The organism is Kosakonia sp. PSU_27, from assembly GCF_039409795.1.
Lineage (GTDB): Bacteria > Pseudomonadota > Gammaproteobacteria > Enterobacterales > Enterobacteriaceae > Kosakonia.
On the sequence record NZ_JBCIVK010000007.1, the window covers coordinates 217,068 to 236,230 of the forward strand.

At 53.3% G+C, this 19,163-nt stretch carries 15 protein-coding genes; 5 read left to right on the forward strand and 10 right to left on the reverse strand.

The window, feature by feature from the left end; genetic code table 11:
* Window positions 1-9: 9 nt before the first annotated feature.
* Window positions 10-468, reverse strand: a complete 459-nt coding sequence (gene soxR, locus AAIG26_RS18950; RefSeq protein ID WP_017459479.1) for a redox-sensitive transcriptional activator SoxR — start codon at window positions 466-468, stop codon at window positions 10-12.
* Between the two features lie 81 nt (window positions 469-549).
* Between soxR and soxS the strand changes: the two genes are divergently transcribed.
* Complete coding sequence (gene soxS / locus AAIG26_RS18955; protein ID WP_017459478.1) at window positions 550-873, forward strand: superoxide response transcriptional regulator SoxS; 324 nt, start codon at window positions 550-552, stop codon at window positions 871-873.
* Between the two features lie 7 nt (window positions 874-880).
* Here the strand turns inward: soxS and AAIG26_RS18960 are convergent, their stop codons facing one another.
* Window positions 881-2,452, reverse strand: a complete 1,572-nt coding sequence (locus AAIG26_RS18960) for an EAL domain-containing protein (RefSeq protein WP_020456154.1) — start codon at window positions 2,450-2,452, stop codon at window positions 881-883.
* 342 nt (window positions 2,453-2,794) lie between these two features.
* Complete coding sequence (locus AAIG26_RS18965) at window positions 2,795-4,198, reverse strand: sensor domain-containing diguanylate cyclase (RefSeq protein ID WP_343181221.1); 1,404 nt, start codon at window positions 4,196-4,198, stop codon at window positions 2,795-2,797.
* Window positions 4,199-4,724: 526 nt separating this feature from the next.
* On the opposite strand from AAIG26_RS18965, the gene AAIG26_RS18970 reads away from it, so the two are divergent.
* Window positions 4,725-5,006 (forward strand): YjcB family protein, encoded by a 282-nt coding sequence (locus tag AAIG26_RS18970; RefSeq protein ID WP_045511800.1) that lies wholly within the window; start codon window positions 4,725-4,727, stop codon window positions 5,004-5,006.
* 319 nt (window positions 5,007-5,325) lie between these two features.
* On the opposite strand, the gene AAIG26_RS18975 is transcribed toward AAIG26_RS18970, so the two are convergent.
* The 5 genes from AAIG26_RS18975 to AAIG26_RS18995 form a co-directional block, all read right to left on the reverse strand.
* Window positions 5,326-6,453 carry a hypothetical protein gene (locus AAIG26_RS18975; protein ID WP_343181222.1) on the reverse strand — a complete coding sequence of 376 codons (1,128 nt, stop codon included), beginning with the start codon at window positions 6,451-6,453 and terminating at the stop codon, window positions 5,326-5,328.
* Window positions 6,454-6,557: 104 nt separating this feature from the next.
* The gene (locus AAIG26_RS18980; protein WP_343181224.1) at window positions 6,558-7,379 is read right to left on the reverse strand and encodes an ABC transporter permease subunit; all 822 of its coding nucleotides are present in this window, start codon (window positions 7,377-7,379) and stop codon (window positions 6,558-6,560) included.
* A complete protein-coding gene (locus tag AAIG26_RS18985) occupies window positions 7,379-8,209 on the reverse strand; it encodes a sugar ABC transporter permease (protein WP_045511793.1) in 831 nt (276 codons plus the stop codon). The genes AAIG26_RS18980 and AAIG26_RS18985 overlap by 1 nt, the downstream gene beginning before the upstream one ends.
* Before the next feature lie 62 nt (window positions 8,210-8,271).
* Window positions 8,272-9,417, reverse strand: coding sequence for an extracellular solute-binding protein (locus AAIG26_RS18990; protein WP_020456147.1), 1,146 nt, complete (start codon window positions 9,415-9,417; stop codon window positions 8,272-8,274).
* 31 nt (window positions 9,418-9,448) lie between these two features.
* Window positions 9,449-10,432: an ABC transporter ATP-binding protein gene (locus AAIG26_RS18995; protein WP_343181225.1), complete on the reverse strand. Its 984-nt coding sequence runs from the start codon at window positions 10,430-10,432 to the stop codon at window positions 9,449-9,451.
* Window positions 10,433-10,584: 152 nt separating this feature from the next.
* On the opposite strand from AAIG26_RS18995, the gene AAIG26_RS19000 reads away from it, so the two are divergent.
* The 3 genes from AAIG26_RS19000 to AAIG26_RS19010 are packed head-to-tail and all read left to right on the forward strand — an operon-like array spanning window position 10,585 to window position 13,140.
* The gene (locus AAIG26_RS19000) at window positions 10,585-11,343 is read left to right on the forward strand and encodes a ribonuclease Z (RefSeq protein WP_343181226.1); all 759 of its coding nucleotides are present in this window, start codon (window positions 10,585-10,587) and stop codon (window positions 11,341-11,343) included.
* Entirely contained in the window at window positions 11,340-12,362 is a 1,023-nt protein-coding gene (locus AAIG26_RS19005; RefSeq protein ID WP_343181227.1) for a LacI family DNA-binding transcriptional regulator, read from the forward strand. The genes AAIG26_RS19000 and AAIG26_RS19005 overlap by 4 nt, the downstream gene beginning before the upstream one ends.
* A gap of 10 nt (window positions 12,363-12,372) precedes the next feature.
* The gene (locus tag AAIG26_RS19010; protein ID WP_097406569.1) at window positions 12,373-13,140 is read left to right on the forward strand and encodes an inositol monophosphatase; all 768 of its coding nucleotides are present in this window, start codon (window positions 12,373-12,375) and stop codon (window positions 13,138-13,140) included.
* 23 nt (window positions 13,141-13,163) lie between these two features.
* Here the strand turns inward: AAIG26_RS19010 and AAIG26_RS19015 are convergent, their stop codons facing one another.
* Window positions 13,164-13,511: a cupin domain-containing protein gene (locus AAIG26_RS19015; protein WP_160271341.1), complete on the reverse strand. Its 348-nt coding sequence runs from the start codon at window positions 13,509-13,511 to the stop codon at window positions 13,164-13,166.
* A 144-nt stretch (window positions 13,512-13,655) separates the two neighbouring features.
* Window positions 13,656-19,121: a SpvB/TcaC N-terminal domain-containing protein gene (locus tag AAIG26_RS19020; protein WP_343181228.1), complete on the reverse strand. Its 5,466-nt coding sequence runs from the start codon at window positions 19,119-19,121 to the stop codon at window positions 13,656-13,658.
* Window positions 19,122-19,163: the final 42 nt, after the last annotated feature.

Genomic DNA, 19,163 nt, shown 5'->3' on the forward strand with positions numbered 1-19,163 from the left:
TTGTACGTTTCAGTCGTCTTCCAGCAAGCGCGCGCCGGTGCCCTGCTGCCCAAGTTGGTCGCCGGGGTTACGCAGCGGACAATCGCTGCGCGACAAACAGCCACAGCCGATGCAACCATCCAGCTCATCACGTAAGGCCACCAGCGTATGGATGCGCCTGTCCAGCTCTTCACGCCACTGTGACGACAGCTGTTTCCACTCTTTCTTGCTTAATGTATGCCCTTCCGGCAACACACCAAACGCGTCACCAATGGTCGCCAGCGGAATACCAATGCGCTGGGCAATCTTGATGATCGCCACATAGCGCAGCACATCACGCGTATAGCGCCGTTGATTGCCGGTATTACGGGTACTTTTGATTAAGCCTTTGCTCTCATAAAAGTGCAGCGCAGAGACGGCAACCCCGCTGCGCTTCGCCACTTCACCGGGGCTGAGTAAGGCTTTAATACGCGGCGTTTTCTTTTCCATAAAACCTCTTTACCTCAAGTTAACTTGAGGAATTATACTCACTTCCAGACAAAACGACGAATCGGGAAATGAGGAAGCCATATGTCCCATCAGCAAATTATTCAGACACTTATTGAATGGATTGATGAACATATCGACCAACCAATGAACATTGATGTAGTCGCCAGAAAGTCAGGTTATTCGAAATGGTATTTACAGAGGATGTTCCGCACCGTGATGCATCAAACGCTGGGTGACTACATTCGCCAGCGCCGTTTACTGCTGGCAGCGGAAGCGCTGCGAACCACGCAGCGGCCTATTTTTGATATCGCGATGGATTTGGGATATGTCTCGCAACAAACATTTTCACGCGTCTTTCGCCGGGAGTTTGATCGCACACCCAGCGATTACCGACACCAGGCCTGATGAGTTATCACTTTAACGAAGGCGGCTGCTGTACCCAGCGTTTAAATTCCTGTGACGGCAGCGCCTTTGCAAAGTGCCACCCCTGACAGAACTGCACACCGCGTTTTAACAACCACGTGACCTGCTCCGCCGTCTCGACCCCTTCCGCAATAATCTTCAGACGCAGGCTCTGCGCCATCTCAATAATGTGTTCAGCAATCAAATGGCTGGTGCTGTTCGTCGTTAGCGTATCAATAAACGATTTGTCGATTTTCAGGATATCGACATTCAGCGAGTACAGGTTGTGCAAATTAGAATAACCGGTACCGAAATCATCAATCGCCACTTCGTAACCCGCCTGGCGAAACGCCTGAATAACCGGCGTGGTTTTCGGCACATCAATAAACCCGCGCTCGGTCACTTCAATCTTAATCTGCTCGGCGCGTACCGCATGCATCTTGGCTTTATTGGCAATCAATGAAATCAGGCGCGAGGAGTGAAAATCGGAGGCGGAGAGGTTAATTGAAATATAAAGTTGCGGCACCATTGCCAGGAAATCGCCCAGATCGCTGAACAATTCGTCGACGACATAATCGGTAATACGCTCAATCATGCCCTCTTTTTCTGCCAGCGGAATAAACTCCGCCGGGCTCATGACCGGTCCATTAAACCCCGGCCAGCGCAACAACGCTTCCGCACCAACGCAGGTACCATTTTTGATATCGATAATAGGTTGGTAATGAAGGCGAAGCTGGCGTCGGGTTAACGCCCGGTGGAGCATACGGCGTGGAGAGTTAAACTCCTGCCGTGTTCGCGACCATATTAATAGCAGAATAACGCTACCAATCACGCCCAGCGGCAGCGTTAAAGTGGCCTGGTGATAAAGCGCCTGAAAATAGTGGTCACTCGATGTCGAAACAATAATCGCGATCGGACGATTCTCCGAACGCGCAATGGTATAAAAGCGCTGATCCTGCTGGAATGTTAAATCGTCGGTGCGTAACAGCGTAGCTAACTTACTAAGGTGGGCATTCTGGCTGACGGAAAAAAACTGGTGCGTAACGGTGTCGTAAATACCGTAAGCCAGATCAGGATTGTCTGATGCCACATCGCTGTAAGTGAGCGGATTAATCACCGCGACATAATTTCCGCGCTGCATGTACACCATCTTGTAGCCTGCGTAAAAAGGCGTATCACGATAGTAATAAATAGCGATATCGGGCGCGCGTTTATAATCCGCTGGTGAAATAGCATACGATTGCGTGGGCGTTATTACGCTCGAACATAAAAAGTGGTCGCCACGGGCATAAATTAAATCCGAAACATACATACTGCTGCGGACGATATTGAGCATGGCCGCGCGATGTTCCGGCGCACAAATTTGTCCGTGGTATTTTTCCGCGGCGCTGCGAACCGTATCCACTTGCTGGATAACGCGCTCCGTTTTATTTAGCGCTAATTGGGCAAACGATTGAAGCTGGGCACTCGTTTCTTTCACCGCACGAATATGCGCAAACCATAGCGACAACATCAGCGGCAGAAGAACTACCGTGATGAGCACGACGACGCTGAGCATCTTGCGACGCACGCTATGATTCATGTCCGCCTATATCCATGCATTTAAAGCGCCTTTTTAATGTTTGGCAGGATGCTTTGATAAACAGGTGATTACGTTGCATGAATCAAACGACATTAGCAACTGACTTTTCTCATTAAAAACCTAATATTTGGTTATGACCGAAACAGGCGACCATAAAGCAAACTCAGAGTGTGCCCAATGTTTATATTAAGGAAAATATTAATCCATTCGCATGGGGGTGTTTTAACTTAATACAACAGAGTATCGCTGATTAAGCTAAACTGGCCGCAGGATAAAAAAAAGGCACGCCATTCGCGTATTTTTTCATCTGTCGTTGCGAAGTCTTCATAATTTCTTCTTTATTTATAAAAAAGCGCCAACCACCACGGTTTGACTGCGTCCTGCGCGTTTCGCATCGTACAGGGCGTTATCCGCAAGTGTAAGTAAAACTGAAGTATCGGACTCTTCACCGGTGACGAATACTAAACCAGCGCTAAAGGATAAGGCTATCTTTTCACCATTGCTAAACAATGGATTTCGCGCCAGTGAAGCGCGGATTTTTTGGCTAAAACGCAGCGCCATTTTACTGTGGGTATGCGGCATTAAAATCAGAAATTCCTCACCGCCTAAACGACCCAAAATATACGACGGATCGCAATGTTCACGGATCTGATCGCAAAAATGAATCAGTGCGGCGTCGCCTGTTAAATGCCCCCAGCGATCATTGATATTTTTAAAATAATCAAGATCCAGCATCAGCAGACTAAAGTGGCTGCGCGGCTCGTCCGGGCGACAGGCCACCAGCGCCTCTTTTAACTTCCGCAACATAGAAAAACGATTATAACAGCCGGTCAGATCGTCAATGGTGGCTTTCATTTCCAGCTGCCGCTCCGCTTTTTTACGCTCGGTAATATCAAGCCCAATACTCAGCACGGAGTGATCCGGCAGTTGAATATTTGACCAGAGTACCGTCAGCACCTGGCCATCACGTCGTACCGGGTGCCATTCATGCATGTCGACGGCCGGCGATGTATTAACCGAAGCGCGAACTTTTTGCCGTACCTCGGGATCGGGGAAAAATAACGCTAATGGATCGGCCTGCTGATTGAGCTCATTCATGCTCCATCCAAATACGCGTTCGCACTCACCATTCCATAATATGCAGCGATTGCTTTTATCAAACGAGTTCATTAAAACCGGAGCGCGTTCAAATAACGCTTTATATTGCGTCACAATGCGCTGCATCTCTTTCGCCGTGCGTTCCCGGGCGACAATTTCAGCAAGATAATTTTTTAGTTTTTCGACCAAAACAATAACGACATTTTTCACGATGGATAAAGAGTGCAAGGACTGCGAAAATGCCAAAAAGAAATAACCTTCGACTCCAGACTCTTTATAATTCAATTTACACAAAATACCGCTGCGTAATTTTCTGGCCGCTATTTCATGATGCGGAAATAATAAATCACCGGCATGTCGCCGCCAGCAAATGACTCGCCAGGCGCGCTGATGTCGTTGCAGTTGAGACTGCTCAAGAAAGATTTGTACATCCTGCAACGTGCAGCCCGGCGACCCTGAGCTGACGAGCTGCCACGCGTCGCCCTGCCGGATAACCACCCACGCAAGCGTGGATCCTAGTGCTGCATTGATCGCGCGTAATATCTCTTCCATTGAGCGTTGCGCAGTGAGCCAGGGCATCAGCCTGGCCAGAACCGACAACGCCGCATCAGCGTCCCCAGGCGGCACGGCGGAATTTTCTATTTTCATATTTTTTCATTCGCAGGTTATAAGACGCGAAACCAGCTTAAAATGATGTCATCAGGAAAAAAGAAGAGGCGGTCATCAATTCAGTTAGCGCAACTGCGCGCACAAATATCTTCCTCACGCATACAGGACGTGATGAAAAAGAATATATCGATAAAGATCAAAACCCTGAATCATCATTCACAGGCTAATAAGATTATCCTCAAAAGCATAATATATGCGACACAACCTGTAAACGTTGTGGCAATTAGGATGCTAAATATCACTCAAATGTATTAGATGAAAAAAACATTCATTCCCGTGCACACATAAATACATTGGCGATATATTTTCGGATAAAACACAACCAACACGATGCAAAAAGCACGCTTTTTGTACTGGCGAATAAATCAACAAATGTGATATAGTTCACACATTCCTGAAACGGGGAACGCCGTTTCAATTCGTTGTGTTATTCGCGGATCTTCAGCATTGCCACTCGCGCAACGTGCTTGTCCGCCCGGTATTCGGTCTTTCTGAGGATGGTTTGATGGCTACCTTTACCGCCAGCGTCGTGCTTCTCCGCTGGCAGTTACTGAGTGCAGTGTTGATGTTTATGGCCAGTACGCTGAACATTCGCTTCCGTCGTGCTGATTATATTGGCCTGGCAGTGATCAGCAGCGGCATGGGCTTAGCGGCGGCATGCTGGTTCGCTACCGGTTTGTTGGGCATTACGGCGATAGATCTCTCCACGACCTGGCACAACCTGCTCGTCGTGATGGAAGAGATCGCGCAAAAAGCGCCACCCGAGTGGCCGATGATTGTAACGTGATTGCTTAAAGCGCCTGCGGGCGCTTTTTTATTTCCTCTGGGGGTCATTTTTCTACGCGACGCCCTTTCGCATAAATATAAACATCGGATCTGCGCCAGCGGCCGATCTTTACTGGCATTGGCATAATGGCTCACTGGTGCGTAAATCGGTGCACATCTATTTGATTTAATAGAGGGATCGGGCGGATAAGCCGTCTTATTGCCAACCAGGGGTGGTAAACGGGAATGCACACTCGCCGAAGCAGGACGTAAAAATACAAATGCCCACCAGGACTCAGCTTCGCGGGCATCTGCGCTTTCACTTCAGCACAACGATTGTTTTATTCAAGAATACGGGTTTCCCACGGTCGCCAGAGCGGGTGGAATTTCTGCGGTTGGTAATGCGTCGTTTCGCGCTTGCCGAAATAGAACAGCGCGTCCATCTCATTTTTTATCACGACCATATTTGAACCGTCCGCATGCCCGCCAACGGTGACCGAACCGTGATAACCTTTTACCGGCACGCCGGTGTAATTCGCCAGTTTTTGTGCGAAAGAATCAATGCCACCTTCCGCCCCGTGACAACTTAAGCAACGGATGTTTTTAAACCTCACATCGCCAGCCAGTTCCAGCGTATCCAGCGCCACATCAAACGGCCCTTTGATACCACCAGCGACCTGCAGGCCGGTCGTGCTGTCACCGTTTGGTGTAAAAATGCCATGACCAATGATATTCAGCCGCGGCTCGCCCTTGTAGCTGTCAGTGAAAAACATATACATATTCGGATCATTTAAGGGGCCATCGCGACGCACAATATTGATTTCACCGGATAATGTCACCCTCCCCATCTCTTTCTCACCCACATCCGCGCCAACTTTAGCAATATCAGCGAATTGTTTGATGTTGAGTTTTGACGACGCCATAGCCTCGGAAAAATTTTTTCCTCCCGCTTGCGGTAATGAAACATGTAATACGTCCGGGCCAGAGGCGTCAGGTATGGCGTGGCTTAACGGCTTACTGGCGGAAACGTTCGCTTCCGTAGTTGGATTTAATGGCCTTGCCACCGCCATTTTCGACTCCGCAATAGCGACGTTGATTTCACCATGCGGGCCTTTAGCAGTGCCAGAAGGTCGTTCAGCAAGCCGCGCCGCGCCCGCACCGGGAAGCGATCGCACTCCGCCCGGAAATTCCGGCAGCGGCCCGCCCAATACCGCCCCCAGGAAAATCTCCTGCAAACTTTCGCCCAGCGTGGGCAACGGTATCTTGCCTTCATCTTTGGGGACATGGGAAATATCGGCCTGTTTATCACCGGTTCGCCACGCATAATGCCGCTGCTGAAACGCCTGAAAAGACTCCTTTGCGGGCGTATAGGCAGGCTCCAGCTGAACCGCTCTGAGTGTTTTGTCTTCGTAAGGGGAAATATCATAAGGTTTAAATACATCAATCGCTGCCGGGCCTTTGATATCCATACTTTCTCCTCCGACTGTTGCCGTCTTGTTTTGGCTGGTAGCGTCGCGCCACAGCTACCTATTAAGTGGCCCGGCACACGCCTTTTTGTGACGTCGTCAGATAATTATTTCCCCAGTTTCGACAGCATCTCCGGGCGCATAAATTTATGGATAACCAGCATAAACAGCACCGATGGCACCAGCAGGATCAGCGCGGTAATGGATGACACCTGGTAGTTGCCCGACATACTGGCGGTATAGAGCAAAATGGGCAGCGTGGTGATATCCGGTGCGCCAACAAAAAAGGTGGCGGTAAACTCATCCAGCGATTCCAGGAAGACAAAAATGCTGGCGGCAATCAGCCCGGGCGCGGCCTGCGGCAAAATAATATGGATGAAGGTGTATACCGGCCCGGCACCCAGGTTGCGCGAGGCGCGTGCCAGCAGCGGATCGAGTGAAGAGAACGCCGCCACGCTTATCCAGATCGAATACATCAAGCCGTGCACGCTGTGCACCAGCACCACGCCCGCCACCGTACCGTTCAGTCCCCACTGATAAAACAGCCGCGCCACGTTCATATACACCGTCAGGTTAGGAAACGCCTGCGGGATGAGAAACAGCAGCATAAAGAAGGCGCGACACGGCATGGTTCGGTGCGACAATGCGTAACCCGCCGGAATAGAAATCAGCAGGCAAACCAGCACCGACAGCACGGCGATCAGCACGCTAATGGAGAGCGATCCCGAGACATCGCTGTAGGGGCTAAACACCTGGCTCCAGTATTTCAATCCCCACTGGCTCGGCAAGGTGTGTGGGAAAAACCAGCTTTCCGCCACCGTCCAGATAAGCAGATTCAGCAGCGGGCCAAACAGCGCCACTACCAGAAAAGTGAGCGACAGAGTTTGCAGCAGAAAACTGCCGCGGAGTTTTTGTCGAAACGTGGTCATTACTGCGCTCCTTTCGCATGCAGGCTGTGGCGTAAATAGAACCAGGAGAGCGCCGCGCAAATCAGATAGGAGATCACGCCCATCGCATTCGCCACCGGGTAATCGCCGTACGAGTTAACGCGAAACGCCATATCGACGGTCATCATGGTTGGCGTGCCGGTGCCAATCATCAGCGGCACGGAAAGCACCGACATCATCGTCACCGTGGAGAGCACCATCGCCACACCAATCGTCGGCAGCACCTGCGGCAAAATGATGTCAAACAGGATGCGTAAACGTGACGCGCCGAGGTTTTTCGCCGCCAGAATATGCGACGGCTCCACCGCCGACATCGCGCCGCAAATCAGTAACGTCGAGAACGCCATCTGCTTCCAGACAAAGGTAATAATGATCCCGCTCCAGCCCAGCAGCGAGGTGGTGTCCATTGGCGTTAATAGCCCGCTCGCCACCAGCACATTGTTCATCAACCCGTTTTTGGCGAGGAAGGTGCGCATCATCTGCGCGGTAACAATAAAGGGAATAAACAGCGGCAGGCGGTACAAAAACGCCAGCGCTTTCACGATGCCGCGAAACGGCGACAGCACGATAATGGCGGAAATTGTTATCGACAGCAGCGCCAGAATCACCAGTGAAACCAGCACGATAAGCACGGTAAAGAGAATATCGTTCGAGTAAAGCGCAAAGACTTTATCAAAGTGCGCCAGCGTGAAAGGCTGCGTATCGCTGGTAAACGCGGAAATCAGCGAAAAACCCAGCGGCCAGAGGAAAAAGACGGCGATCAGCAGCGTGGCCGGGCCTACCAGTAAGCAGTATTTAAAGGCGTGTCGCATGGTGAACCTGAATAATCACAGCAAAAAAATGCCCGGGCGAAATGCCCAGGCATGTCCGTCAGTCAGTTAGAAACCTGGCTCTCGTAGCCCTCTTTGATATCGTCAAAGTACGGCGTGATCGGGAAACTTTTGCCGTATTTCGCTAAATCATCCGGCGAGATTTCTGCAAACAGTTTCTGCCAGGTAGCTGCATCCAGTTTCTCTTTCACGTATTTCGCGTCAATTCCTGGATACCAGTTGAACTGCTTCACAATGCCCTGCGCCTGCACGTCCGGGCTGGTCGCCAGCGCAATAAACTCCTGCGCCAGTTTGGCCTGCGCTGCATGTGCCGGAACAACGTAATACATTGGCTGGCCCGGCATCCCCGGCGCGATTAACGCCAGTTTGATCGACGGTGGTACTTTGCCCTGATCTTTCCAGCTATAGAACATATCGACCCACACCGGCCCCATGGTGATTTCGCCCCGGCTGAGCATATCCAGCGTTCCGGCGTTACCCGGCGTGAAAGTGACGTTTTTATTGAACTCTTTCAGCCTGGCGAACGCCTGACTCCAGGTTTTTTCCACGCTTTTGTCATACGGCAGCGCGGAAAGACGCGCCGCATCAGTGCCGTAAGCGTAAATCCAGCCGACCACAAAGCTGACGCCGGACATGCCGTTTTTAATGCCGTTATAACCAAAGGCTTTCGGGTTTTTCGCCGACCACTGCACCAGCTCGTCGTAGGATTTCGGTGGGGTTTTAATCAGCTCGCTGTTATACGCGATGGCCGTCTGGCTCAAAAACATCGGCATTACATAGCCATCAACGTTAACACCCAGCGCGTTTTTGGCGTTCTCTGCCGTCACCATCGAACCGGTGTTGATGGACGAGCGGTATTTCTCCAGCAGCCCTTTTTCCACCAGTTGCCCCCCCGCCGCCTGGTGCACAACCGCGACGTCGATATCCCAGCTTTTCGCGCCACTCTGCTGTTGCGCCGTCAGTTTTTCGACAATCTTGTTTGAACCCGCATCGCCCGGCCCGGTGCCGACCACCTGCACTTTCACGCCCGGATGCGCGGCTTCAAACTTTGGCCCCAGCCAGGTTTTAACGTAGTCGACCATGTTTTGATCGCCCGCCGTCGCCACATTGAGAACCGTTTCGGCGCTGGCGGTGTGAACTGCACCCAAACAGAGTGCGGCGATGACAGCAAGTTTCGGTTTTACTGACATGATAATCCCCAGGAAAAGTGTGTTGGTTGGCTTAAGAGGTTGCAAAAACATGCAGCGCCGTTTCCGGCACGTGCAAAATCACCGGCGTTCGGGCAGGCCAGAACTGTGTGGAATCCGCGAGAAAAATCTGCCCCTCGCAGCGCACACTATGACGATACTGGTGGCCGAGAAACGCGCTCTCTTCCACCACGCCATTCAGTACCAGTCCCGGCTGCTCCGGCGTCGTTAACGGGCGGTGCATGTTGACGTCCGAACTGCGGAAATAGAGCGTTTCCCCGCCCGCATCAGCCCGCGTCATGCAGTTATCCGCGCCCATAAAATCCGCGACAAACGGCGTTGCCGGGCGGTGATAAATATCTTCAGGCGTCCCCATTTGTTCGATGCGCCCGTTATTCAGCACCGCAATTTTGTCGGCCATCACCAGCGCCTCTTGTTGGTCATGCGTGACGATTAACGAGGTGAAACCGAGCTTTTTCTGGAGCGCTTTGATCTCGTGGCGTACATTGAGGCGCACTTTGGCGTCCAGGTTCGACAGCGGCTCATCGAGCACCAGCACATCCGGCTCAATGGCTAATGCGCGCGCCAGCGCCACGCGCTGACGCTGGCCGCCGGAAAGCGCCGTCACTTTTATATCCGCATAATTTTCAAGGTTGACGATTTTTAATAATTCCTGCACGCGTTGCGCAATCGCCTCTTTTTTAACGCGGCGGACTTTTAAGCCATAACCAATATTTTGCGCGACGGTAAAATGCGGCCACAAGGCATAACTCTGAAACACCATGGTAATATTTCGCTGCTCTGGCGTGCTGTAAGTAATATCCCGACCATTAACGGCAATAACGCCGGTTCGCACCGGAATAAAACCACATAACGCGTTGAGCAACGTGGTTTTTCCGCAACCAGACGGCCCAAGCAGCGCAATCATTTCGCCCTTTTCCACAGCGAGATGAATATCGTGAAGAACGATATTTTCGCCATAGCCAATTTTCAGTTTTTCAATCTGTAAATAACTCACGGGCGTTCCTTTCTTCAGCTTTTCTTTCGCCGATGAACACGTGTTCATTTATTTGCAAAAAAAATGCAACGTTGCACCGACATTATGTGAGCCTACTTTGTCGTCTATTTGTGACAGTTTGATTAAGTGCGCAATAAATTTGGTGGGGCGAAATGAAAATAGATGTTCTGGGCTGCGGTAGCGCCTTCTCATTGCAGCAAAACACCTCGGCAATCCGCGTTATCGATAACGAAAATCGCCAGTTGCTGATCGATTGTGGCCCGACAATCCCGCGCGCGCTGTGGCAGCGCGGCGGCGACGTAAACGACATCGACGCCATTTACTTCACCCACGTTCACCCGGATCACTGTACGGGGCTAACTGCGCTGCTGAATTACTGGAAAAGTTTTCAGCGTTGTAAACCGCTGATCATCTGGTCGCAGCGCGAACAGCGCCCGGTACTGATAAAACTGGCGAGCCTCGCTAACTGGCCGGAAAGCACCCTCTGTTTCGACATTGACTGGCGCGACAGCGAAGCCGAATGGCAGTGGCAAGGCTGGCACATGCGCACCGCGTTTACGCACCATGAACTGCCCAATCTCGCCCTGCGAATCGAAGCGGATGGTCACACGCTGTTCTACAGCGGCGACGGACGCCCAACGCCAGAAAGCATAGCGCTGATGCACAACGCGACGCTGGCGTTTCAGGAGTGCGCTTCGGCAACGGCGCTGCCCAATGACGCCTCGCACGGTGACTTTCCCGGCTGCCTGGCGCTGTTCGGCCAACTGCGTTTACCGCGCCTGGGGTTGTACCACTGCAACGACGCCGCCTTGCCCGCGATTGAGCAAGCCTGCACGGCGTATCCGGGTTTGTTTCTCAGCCACGATGGTTTCGCCACCGATCTCAGCCGCCGCGCGGAGGGGAAAGTGTGAGCCAGAGTTTACGCAAACAAGCAGTAACCGCCGAAGACGTGGCGAAGCGCGCGGGCGTGTCCCGAGCCGTGGTGTCACGCGCGCTGAGCAGCAACGGCAGTATTTCGCCGTCCACCAAAGAGAAAGTGCTGCGCGCCGCGCAGGAGCTTGGCTACCAGGTCAATTTCCTCGCCCAGGGGCTTAACCGCCAGCGCAGCCACTTGATTGGCGTGATTGTCGCGCGCATTGGCGACCCGTTTCGCAGCAGCCTGCTGGAAGGCTTGCTGCATGAAATTCAGCGCCGTGGTTACCAGGCGCTGGTCACCGAGATCACTGGCGAGCAGGATCTGGTCACCACGCTGCGCCGTTTTACCCAGTTTCGCGTCTCCGGCGTGATCGTCACCTCCGGCCAACCGCCAGAAGCGATAGTGAACGAGTGCGTCAGCCAGCGCATTCCGGTGGTCGGCATCAACCGCCACCCGGATATTCCATTGGTCGATTTCGTCTGTTCCGACAACGTATCTGGCGCACGTCAGGCCGCTGAACAGCTTTATCACTCCGGCTGTCGCCGTTTTGGCTGGCTCAACAATTGCGGATCGACCTGGGCGGGTATTCAGCGCGGTGAAGCCTTTTTCCAGGCATTGCAGCAACTCGGCGTGGATACCCAGCAGCAAGTGCGTTGGTATGACGCGCGCGAAGAGGGCTACGACGGCGGTTTTCAGGCCGCGCAACAGAGTGATGAAGATCTGCCGGAGGGCATGTTTTGCGCCAACGCGCAGTTGGCCTGCGGTTTTCTCGACGGCATGCGCCAGCGCGGAAAATTCGCGCCAGACGATTTTCACCTGATAGGTTTTGATAACACGCCGCAGAGCGGCCAGTTCAGCTACCAGTTAACCACGTTGCATCAGGATGTGGCGGAGATAGCCAACCGGGCGCTGACGCGCCTGCTGGAGCGGGCGAAAAATCCTTTACAGCCTTCCCGCGTTGAGTGGGTTAAGGTGACATTGATTCACCGACAAACATCGCCACAGATTGGCTAAGAGTTCAGATATGAGAGAAGAGTTTACCCAGGCGCTGTGCGCACTGATTCGTCGTCTCGGTCAGCAGGCGAAACAGCTTCGTGATAACGGGCTGACCATTGAACAGAAAGGCCGTCAGGATTTTGTCTCCCAGGCGGATGTGTATGTCGAAACCGAGCTGCGCGCCTGGCTGAAAGCTGAACGTCCGCAGGATGGTCTGCTCGGCGAGGAGCGCGGGCTGGAACCAGGCAGCGACGGCGTATGGGTTATCGACCCGATTGATGGCACCACCAACTTTATTCTCGGCATGGATTACTGGTGCATTTCGGTTGCTTACGTGCGCAATGATGCCATCCAACTTGGGGTGATTTACGCCCCGGATCGCGACGAGTTTTTCTTCGCTGAAAGCGGCAAAGGCGCGTTCTTAAACGGTAAACGCCTGAGCCTGAGCGAACCAGACGCCGACGCGGTAGTGCTCGGCATTGGCCGCTCCAGCCGCAGGCCGCCACGCGAATATACACAAACCATCGAAACCCTGTTTGAACACGGCGTGGAACACCGCCGCTTTGGTGCGGGCGCGTTAATGCTGGCGCACGTAGCCGCCGGCCAGGTGCATGGTTATTTCGAAGCGCACCTGCACAGCTGGGATGCGCTGGCGGGGCTGGTGATTATTAAAGAAGCGGGCGGCATGCATAACGATTTTCTTGCCAATAATGGTCTGACGCAGGGCAATAACGCCTGGGCGGCAACGCCGCACGTGTGGCAGCGCCTGCAACCGATTTTACTGCCAAATGGTTAAACCCGCTTTCCAGGGAAAACGGCTCATTCGGGCCGTTCTTCTTCTGGGTATTCGTAGTGAACCGCCAGCCAGATGGTCGGCGGTTCAGCCTGTGTCCAGTTCACCCGATGGCGGCATTGCGCGGGGATATTGACGAAATCTCCCACCTGCAACACCCGCTCTTGCGCTTCGTCTTCAAGTTGCAAACCGGCGGCGCCCTGAAGAATCAATACCCACTCGCTTTGCGGCTGGCAGTACCAGAAATCAGGCGGGCTGGCCTGCCCGGTAGAGACGATGCGCTCAATTTTCAGATCTTTTCGCGAAAGCAGATCGTCAAACGTCTCCGCGTCATTCGTGCTCGCGGGGAGATCATGTAACAGGTTGGTCAGCATCGCTTTCCGCGTACACACAGGGTGTCCTTATTGTTAGTGAATACCATGGCGCGTTTTATATGTACTGTTTATGACTCGCACTAACGGGGAGATGCTTAAAAGCGCAAACGGCCCCACAGAGCCGTTTGCTAAAGGTGTTTAAAACTAAAGCGTTTTTTTACCGACAACATTCATTTCAAATTCATCAGTCCGCCCACCAGTCGTATCAACCCACTCACCACCACCCCATAGCGAGATATTGCGATGAACACCATCATCCCCCACATCCGTTACCCAGCAATAATAACCAGAAGTCACGCCTGCATTCGCAAACACAGAGCAGTCTCCCCATTCTGACCACAAATATGGTCCCCAATATCGTCTCTGTGAAGCATAAACAACATCGGCCATGGAAGCCATCTCCAGACCATTTTCCTTACACCAGGCGTCAGCACCCGCCCAGTTTTTTTTCTCCCCGCCTGCCGTAACAAACCATTTACTTACGGTAAAGGTATGGTAATACCTCGGCGTCCCTGTATCGATGGGGATTGCTATGATGGTCACCGTATTATTGGTGCTGTCCGGCGTATCAATAAACGTGACATTGGCTTCACTGTCTATGCTCACCCACGGTTGATCGACTGACCATTGGTAAGCGCTGTTGTTTGATGCATCTCCGTTGAACCAAACCTGAAATTTCGCACCAAGGATACCTGTGTGTGGGAATTGAGTGCCCCTATAGAACTCGTATCCGTTCACCGAGAGCTTGGTGTCAGCCGGCACTAATTCAGGGATAGCTAAAACGTGGAAAATTGTCGAAAGCCCCTCAAGGTCATTGCCGTTAACCTTCACCGTGAGAGTGACATCACCCCGGGTTTGGCTACCTATCATCGCGTCATATGAACCATCTTTTCTGTCAGAAAAAGCGGAACGAATAAGCTCTGCCATGCTACTGATAAGCTCAACGTGTTGCCCTGCAATCCGGTTGCCATAAATATCTTTTAGTACAAGTGTGAGGGTTGACATGCTCGCCCCTGTGTCAACGACAGACGGGGGATTTGCCGCCAGTGTCGACAAGGTTGGACTCAGGTGATTAACATCAGCTATGAAAGTAACACTGGCAGAAGCGCGATGACCATCGCTTGTCGCGTCCACCGTAAATTGCCCGGCAACAGTAGTGGTCAATATAGCCGTTACGCTACCATCAGCCCCGGTGCTCTGCGTAAGCTGTTCAATGTTGACGTCGCCATCACAGCTCAACGTCACAGCTTTGCCAGCCAAAGGATCGCCATACGGATCATAGGCTGTAACTTTGATGGTGTTGCCTGCCGTTTCACCTACTACACCATTGTTGGCAACGACGATTATTTCAATCCACCAGTCTGACTTAACGCCGAAAAGATCATTTTCATCTTCGCTGACCACAAACCACGGCGTGTAAAGCGTGCGTCGCTGGTAGCCCTTGGCAGTTAGCGCCTCTCTTTCACGTCCGAGAGGATCAAAATAGTGCGTGTCGGCATACAGATCAGTGCGCGCGCTGTCATCTTTCACCCACTGCCAGCTATTCAGAAAATAGGGTTGATAGGTGCGAATGGCCTGGCCTTTGTTGTCATACTCCGTGCGGCCACTTACCGCCCAGCGGTTGCTGGTCTGCGCCATTTCAGTAATCAGCGTTCCATCGCCCGCGCGCTGCCAGGCCTCGCCCGCTTCAAAGCGAACCGAGGTTTGCAATTCACGACCGAAGCCATCGCTGAAGACCACCGTCTGGCGGATCTGTTGTTCCTCGCTGCCTTCCCCCCGATCATAACGATCGGTTGTCAGCACCAGCACATGGGGGGGTTGTTGTTTGAGGCTACTGCTCCATGGGCTTGAATAAACCAGACACTGCGCCACCGGTAACGGTGGGTTCAGCGCCAGGGCTTCATCAATATCGTTCGGTGGGGAGAACTCGGTATCGCTGTAACCCGCCTCCACACCGTTCTCGGTGCCGCTAAAGCGCTGGCTGGTCACGCGTCCCAGCCCATCCAGCGTGACTTGATGGATGTTATTGTTCACATCGGTAAGTTTAACTGGCGTTAAAAATCGCCAGTCATATTCGGCCTGCGTCGTAAGCCCCGCAGCATCCACCACTTTGGTCACCACACAGTCGTAAGCATCGCGGGTCAGGGTAATCGCGCCGGTCAGCGCCGAATCCCGCACCGTCTGCGGCAACCAGAAATGCTCTGCCGGGCCGTAGGTGGTGAGGTTACGCCGCACCACCCACGCGTTGAGAAACGAAAGCCAAATGTACCCTGCGTCGCTAAGCACGCTGTCGGTCAGATCCTCTCTCAGCGTCGCCACCATTTCGGCGTCCAGCACCGCCGTTTCGATCAATCCGACACGCGGAGGAAAGGCTGGCAGCTCGGAAGTGGGATTGTTATTGCCGTCCAGATACCAGGGTTGATGCCAGCCGGCAAAAGCCTGTCTGGCCGGCGCCCCCAGCGGTGCGCCGGAAATACTCAGATCTTCGAGCGTTAACCCCGTTTCCGGGGCGGTGGAGTAGAGATAAACATCGCTCCTTATCGCATCCTCAAGGCCGTTAACCCATCTCCCGGCGGCCATATCATCAATGCTATACCAGTGGTTTTCCTGGCGGGTCACCACCAACTGCTGCTGTTGGTCGTCGTAGCTGGAATCAAACAGCGTATCCGGTAGCGTATACGGGTAGGGGCTGGTTGCCGGTTTGGCGCGGCGCGGATAATTGAGCGTCATGACATAAAGCGGCTGACCATACTGATCGCTGCAGAGGGTGACCTGCTGGCTACACTGCGGATCGTTGCTTACCCGTTCATAGACATAGGATCGCGTTTCGGCGTTTATCGGCAAGACCACCGGATAACGGGCCTCGCCCGCTGCCACCACCAGGCGAACCTGCGGGCGCGATTCACTCACCTGATACGGAATGGGTTGCGAAGCACTGTCATCAAGGCCATACAACTCGCTGCGCAACAGCATGCCTTTCGTGGCGCGGCGTAACCAGAAAGCCTCGTTCTCATCCGGGGTATAAACCTGCTCATTATTGCCAAAACCCCGGGTATAACGGGTGGAATAGTGCTCAAACGCGCCACTATCGCCGGACCACCACGCTTGCGGCATGCGATCATCAATGGTCGCCAGACCGGTGGCAAACCAGTTACGCGTCAAAGACGGCTGGCTAATTTCCGTCGTGGTGCCCTGGCTGGTCCGCGTATCGGTGTCCTGTATTTCGACATAGCCAAACCCCCGGAACTCACGCTCTTTACCATCCCACGCGCCGGAACGATAACGCGCCGTGCTGACCAGTTTATTTCCGGTGAAGAGGTCTGTTACGTCAGTGCGGGCAAGCAGATGAAGTGGAAACGGCAAATAGCTGGCCGGAACGGGTTCTCCTGCCGCCGCTGCCTCGTGTTTCTCATCCAGCCAGAACTGGGTTGAACTGCGGTAGGTGAAATCATGCTGCGCCCCAATAATGTTTTTCATTTTGTTCAACAACCAGGGTTTTACCGAGGTGATATTACACACATAGTGCCGCGGTTTCGGGTGAGGAACGGTCAGTATCAGGCTGGCGACACCCATGCCCTGAATATCCGCGACGTGCAATTCGCAGGTGTTATCGAAATGCACCCCATCCGGCAGTTTGAACTGAAAAGGCATTGCAAAGCTGTTCCCGGACTGATTGATTAAGATGATGAGATATTCTTGAACGGCAATGATTACATCTGTCGTGCCGGAGCCATCAACATCGGCCAGAAAAATATTTGAGGGAATAAACTGTACCCCCATCCACCATCCCGCCATCTTCACCGGCGCGCCAAACTGCCCATTTCCTAAATTGGGCCAGTAACGCAAGCTGTCTTGTTTTATCTCGACCAGATGCTGCTGCCCGCTGCCGGCCATATCGCTGAACGCCACCAGAACCCGTTCATTAGTCCCGGGAACTGGCAGTTGGACGCCGGTTGGTTGCAACACATCCTGCGCTTTTTCCCAGCCATCGCCGGTTCCGGCATAAAGCCGCACGCTTTTCGGGCCGATAAGCGCCAAATCCGCCAGCCCCGCGCCGGTGATATCCGCCAGCAGACTGCGCGGGTGAAGGTACTCCACCGGGTAGGCCGAAAGCGGGGTGAAATTGAGCCATCCCCGTTCCGGTGTGCGTCCGTAGTAACCGTTGACGCCCGCCGAAGTGACGACCCACTCCATATAGCCATCGCCATTCAGATCCGCCAGAACACCGCCATCGCGGAGCGCGGGAATGGTCGATAACCGCTCAGGCTTATCCCAGGTGACAGCATTGGCATCACTGCCTTGCTGGCGAATGGGCGCGCGGTACCACCACGCCCCGCTATCCTGATACAAAATGCCGGCAATCCCCTCGCCATTGAGATCAACCATCTGATAGGGCTGGCGGCTATTCAAATTTCCCAGGTCTTCACGTTCTTGCCATGTGATGTCCCACTCCATGGAATACCCGTCATTCACAAATTTACTCCAGCCAAACTGCACCTCAGGTAAGAAGCTGAACGTACCATTGGCATTCAAACCTGACTGCAAGACGCTCACGAGCGTCGTGACTATCAGTGATTCTTCATAGCGCAACAGGAGGCGGGAAACCAGTTGAGGCAGGCTTTCGGCGGTGCTGCCGCCTAATGTGCCGGTAAAGTGATAACTCAATACCTGGCGGCAGAGACGGCGAGTACGGATTTCAAAACCATACTCCCAACTGGAGAAGCAATCCTGGCGGCAAGCCCAGTCGCCAGTACCTGGCGTGACCCAATCCGGCACCATATACATATCCACGTTACGCTCGCCATAATCGAACACCACCATAAACAACCAGTCCGTAAGCGCGGGGTCGGCCGTCAATCCGGGTAATACGCGCCCGGCAACACGGTTGCCATAGTAGACGGCCGCGAGATAGCGTTGCGCAGTGGCATTCGGATGCGCGGTGATTTCAGGTCCGGTACACCCCGTATTATCTTCACTGCGATACAGCCAGTAGATCTGTTCCCCGGTTGCCGAAACGGATGACTCCAGCAGCCAGATACCCGCCTTCTCTGCGGCTTCGGGGTGACTAACGCGAGCCTGAGCGGTATTGCCATAGAGATACACCTGGCCATCTGGCGTGTAGAGGAGCCAAAAATCACGCGCGGCAGATCCGCTTTCGACCCAATATTCAAACCGACTAAAATCGCTCTCCACGCGGTAACGATAACGGTGAACGGTAAAGCCGCTGCCGAGATCGACGCCAAGCAGTGAACTGGCGGTGCGGGTGCTCGCCGTACCGTCATCAGCGAGAAACGGCACAATGACTTCGCCATTTGGCCCCAGAAACTCATCTGTATCGTTATAATTGGGCACCCCTTTTTTCGTGCGACGACGAATGGCGGGTGCATCAACGCTCCATCCCATACCGAAGGGACCATTGCCAGAGCGGCTGTAATAGCTCAGTGCCAGCGAAGGCGCATACCCTCTCCCGGCATTAATGGGTAGCGGTAGCGTCAGAGAATTTGCGCCATCCGGACCGGCTCCCGCCACATCACCTTTTACACCAGAAATCGCGCCGCCACCTTTTGGCAACGACAGGGTTTCAGGCCTGACAATATCTGTGTTTTGCATGGCTGCGCTCCCACAGGCTCCCCGCAGGGAGCCTGAAATAAA

Excerpts from the sequence above, each read along its gene's own strand:
- soxR (WP_017459479.1), bottom strand. The coding sequence starts at position 468 with ATGGAAAAGAAAACGCCGCGTATTAAAGCCTTACTCAGCCCCGGTGAA.
- soxS (WP_017459478.1), top strand. The coding sequence starts at position 550 with ATGTCCCATCAGCAAATTATTCAGACACTTATTGAATGGATTGATGAA.
- AAIG26_RS18960 (WP_020456154.1), bottom strand. The coding sequence starts at position 2,452 with ATGAATCATAGCGTGCGTCGCAAGATGCTCAGCGTCGTCGTGCTCATC.
- AAIG26_RS18965 (WP_343181221.1), bottom strand. The coding sequence starts at position 4,198 with ATGAAAATAGAAAATTCCGCCGTGCCGCCTGGGGACGCTGATGCGGCG.
- AAIG26_RS18970 (WP_045511800.1), top strand. The coding sequence starts at position 4,725 with ATGGCTACCTTTACCGCCAGCGTCGTGCTTCTCCGCTGGCAGTTACTG.
- AAIG26_RS18975 (WP_343181222.1), bottom strand. The coding sequence starts at position 6,453 with ATGGATATCAAAGGCCCGGCAGCGATTGATGTATTTAAACCTTATGAT.
- AAIG26_RS18980 (WP_343181224.1), bottom strand. The coding sequence starts at position 7,379 with ATGACCACGTTTCGACAAAAACTCCGCGGCAGTTTTCTGCTGCAAACT.
- AAIG26_RS18985 (WP_045511793.1), bottom strand. The coding sequence starts at position 8,209 with ATGCGACACGCCTTTAAATACTGCTTACTGGTAGGCCCGGCCACGCTG.
- AAIG26_RS18990 (WP_020456147.1), bottom strand. The coding sequence starts at position 9,417 with ATGTCAGTAAAACCGAAACTTGCTGTCATCGCCGCACTCTGTTTGGGT.
- AAIG26_RS19000 (WP_343181226.1), top strand. The coding sequence starts at position 10,585 with ATGAAAATAGATGTTCTGGGCTGCGGTAGCGCCTTCTCATTGCAGCAA.
- AAIG26_RS19010 (WP_097406569.1), top strand. The coding sequence starts at position 12,373 with ATGAGAGAAGAGTTTACCCAGGCGCTGTGCGCACTGATTCGTCGTCTC.
- AAIG26_RS19015 (WP_160271341.1), bottom strand. The coding sequence starts at position 13,511 with ATGCTGACCAACCTGTTACATGATCTCCCCGCGAGCACGAATGACGCG.
- AAIG26_RS19020 (WP_343181228.1), bottom strand. The coding sequence starts at position 19,121 with ATGCAAAACACAGATATTGTCAGGCCTGAAACCCTGTCGTTGCCAAAA.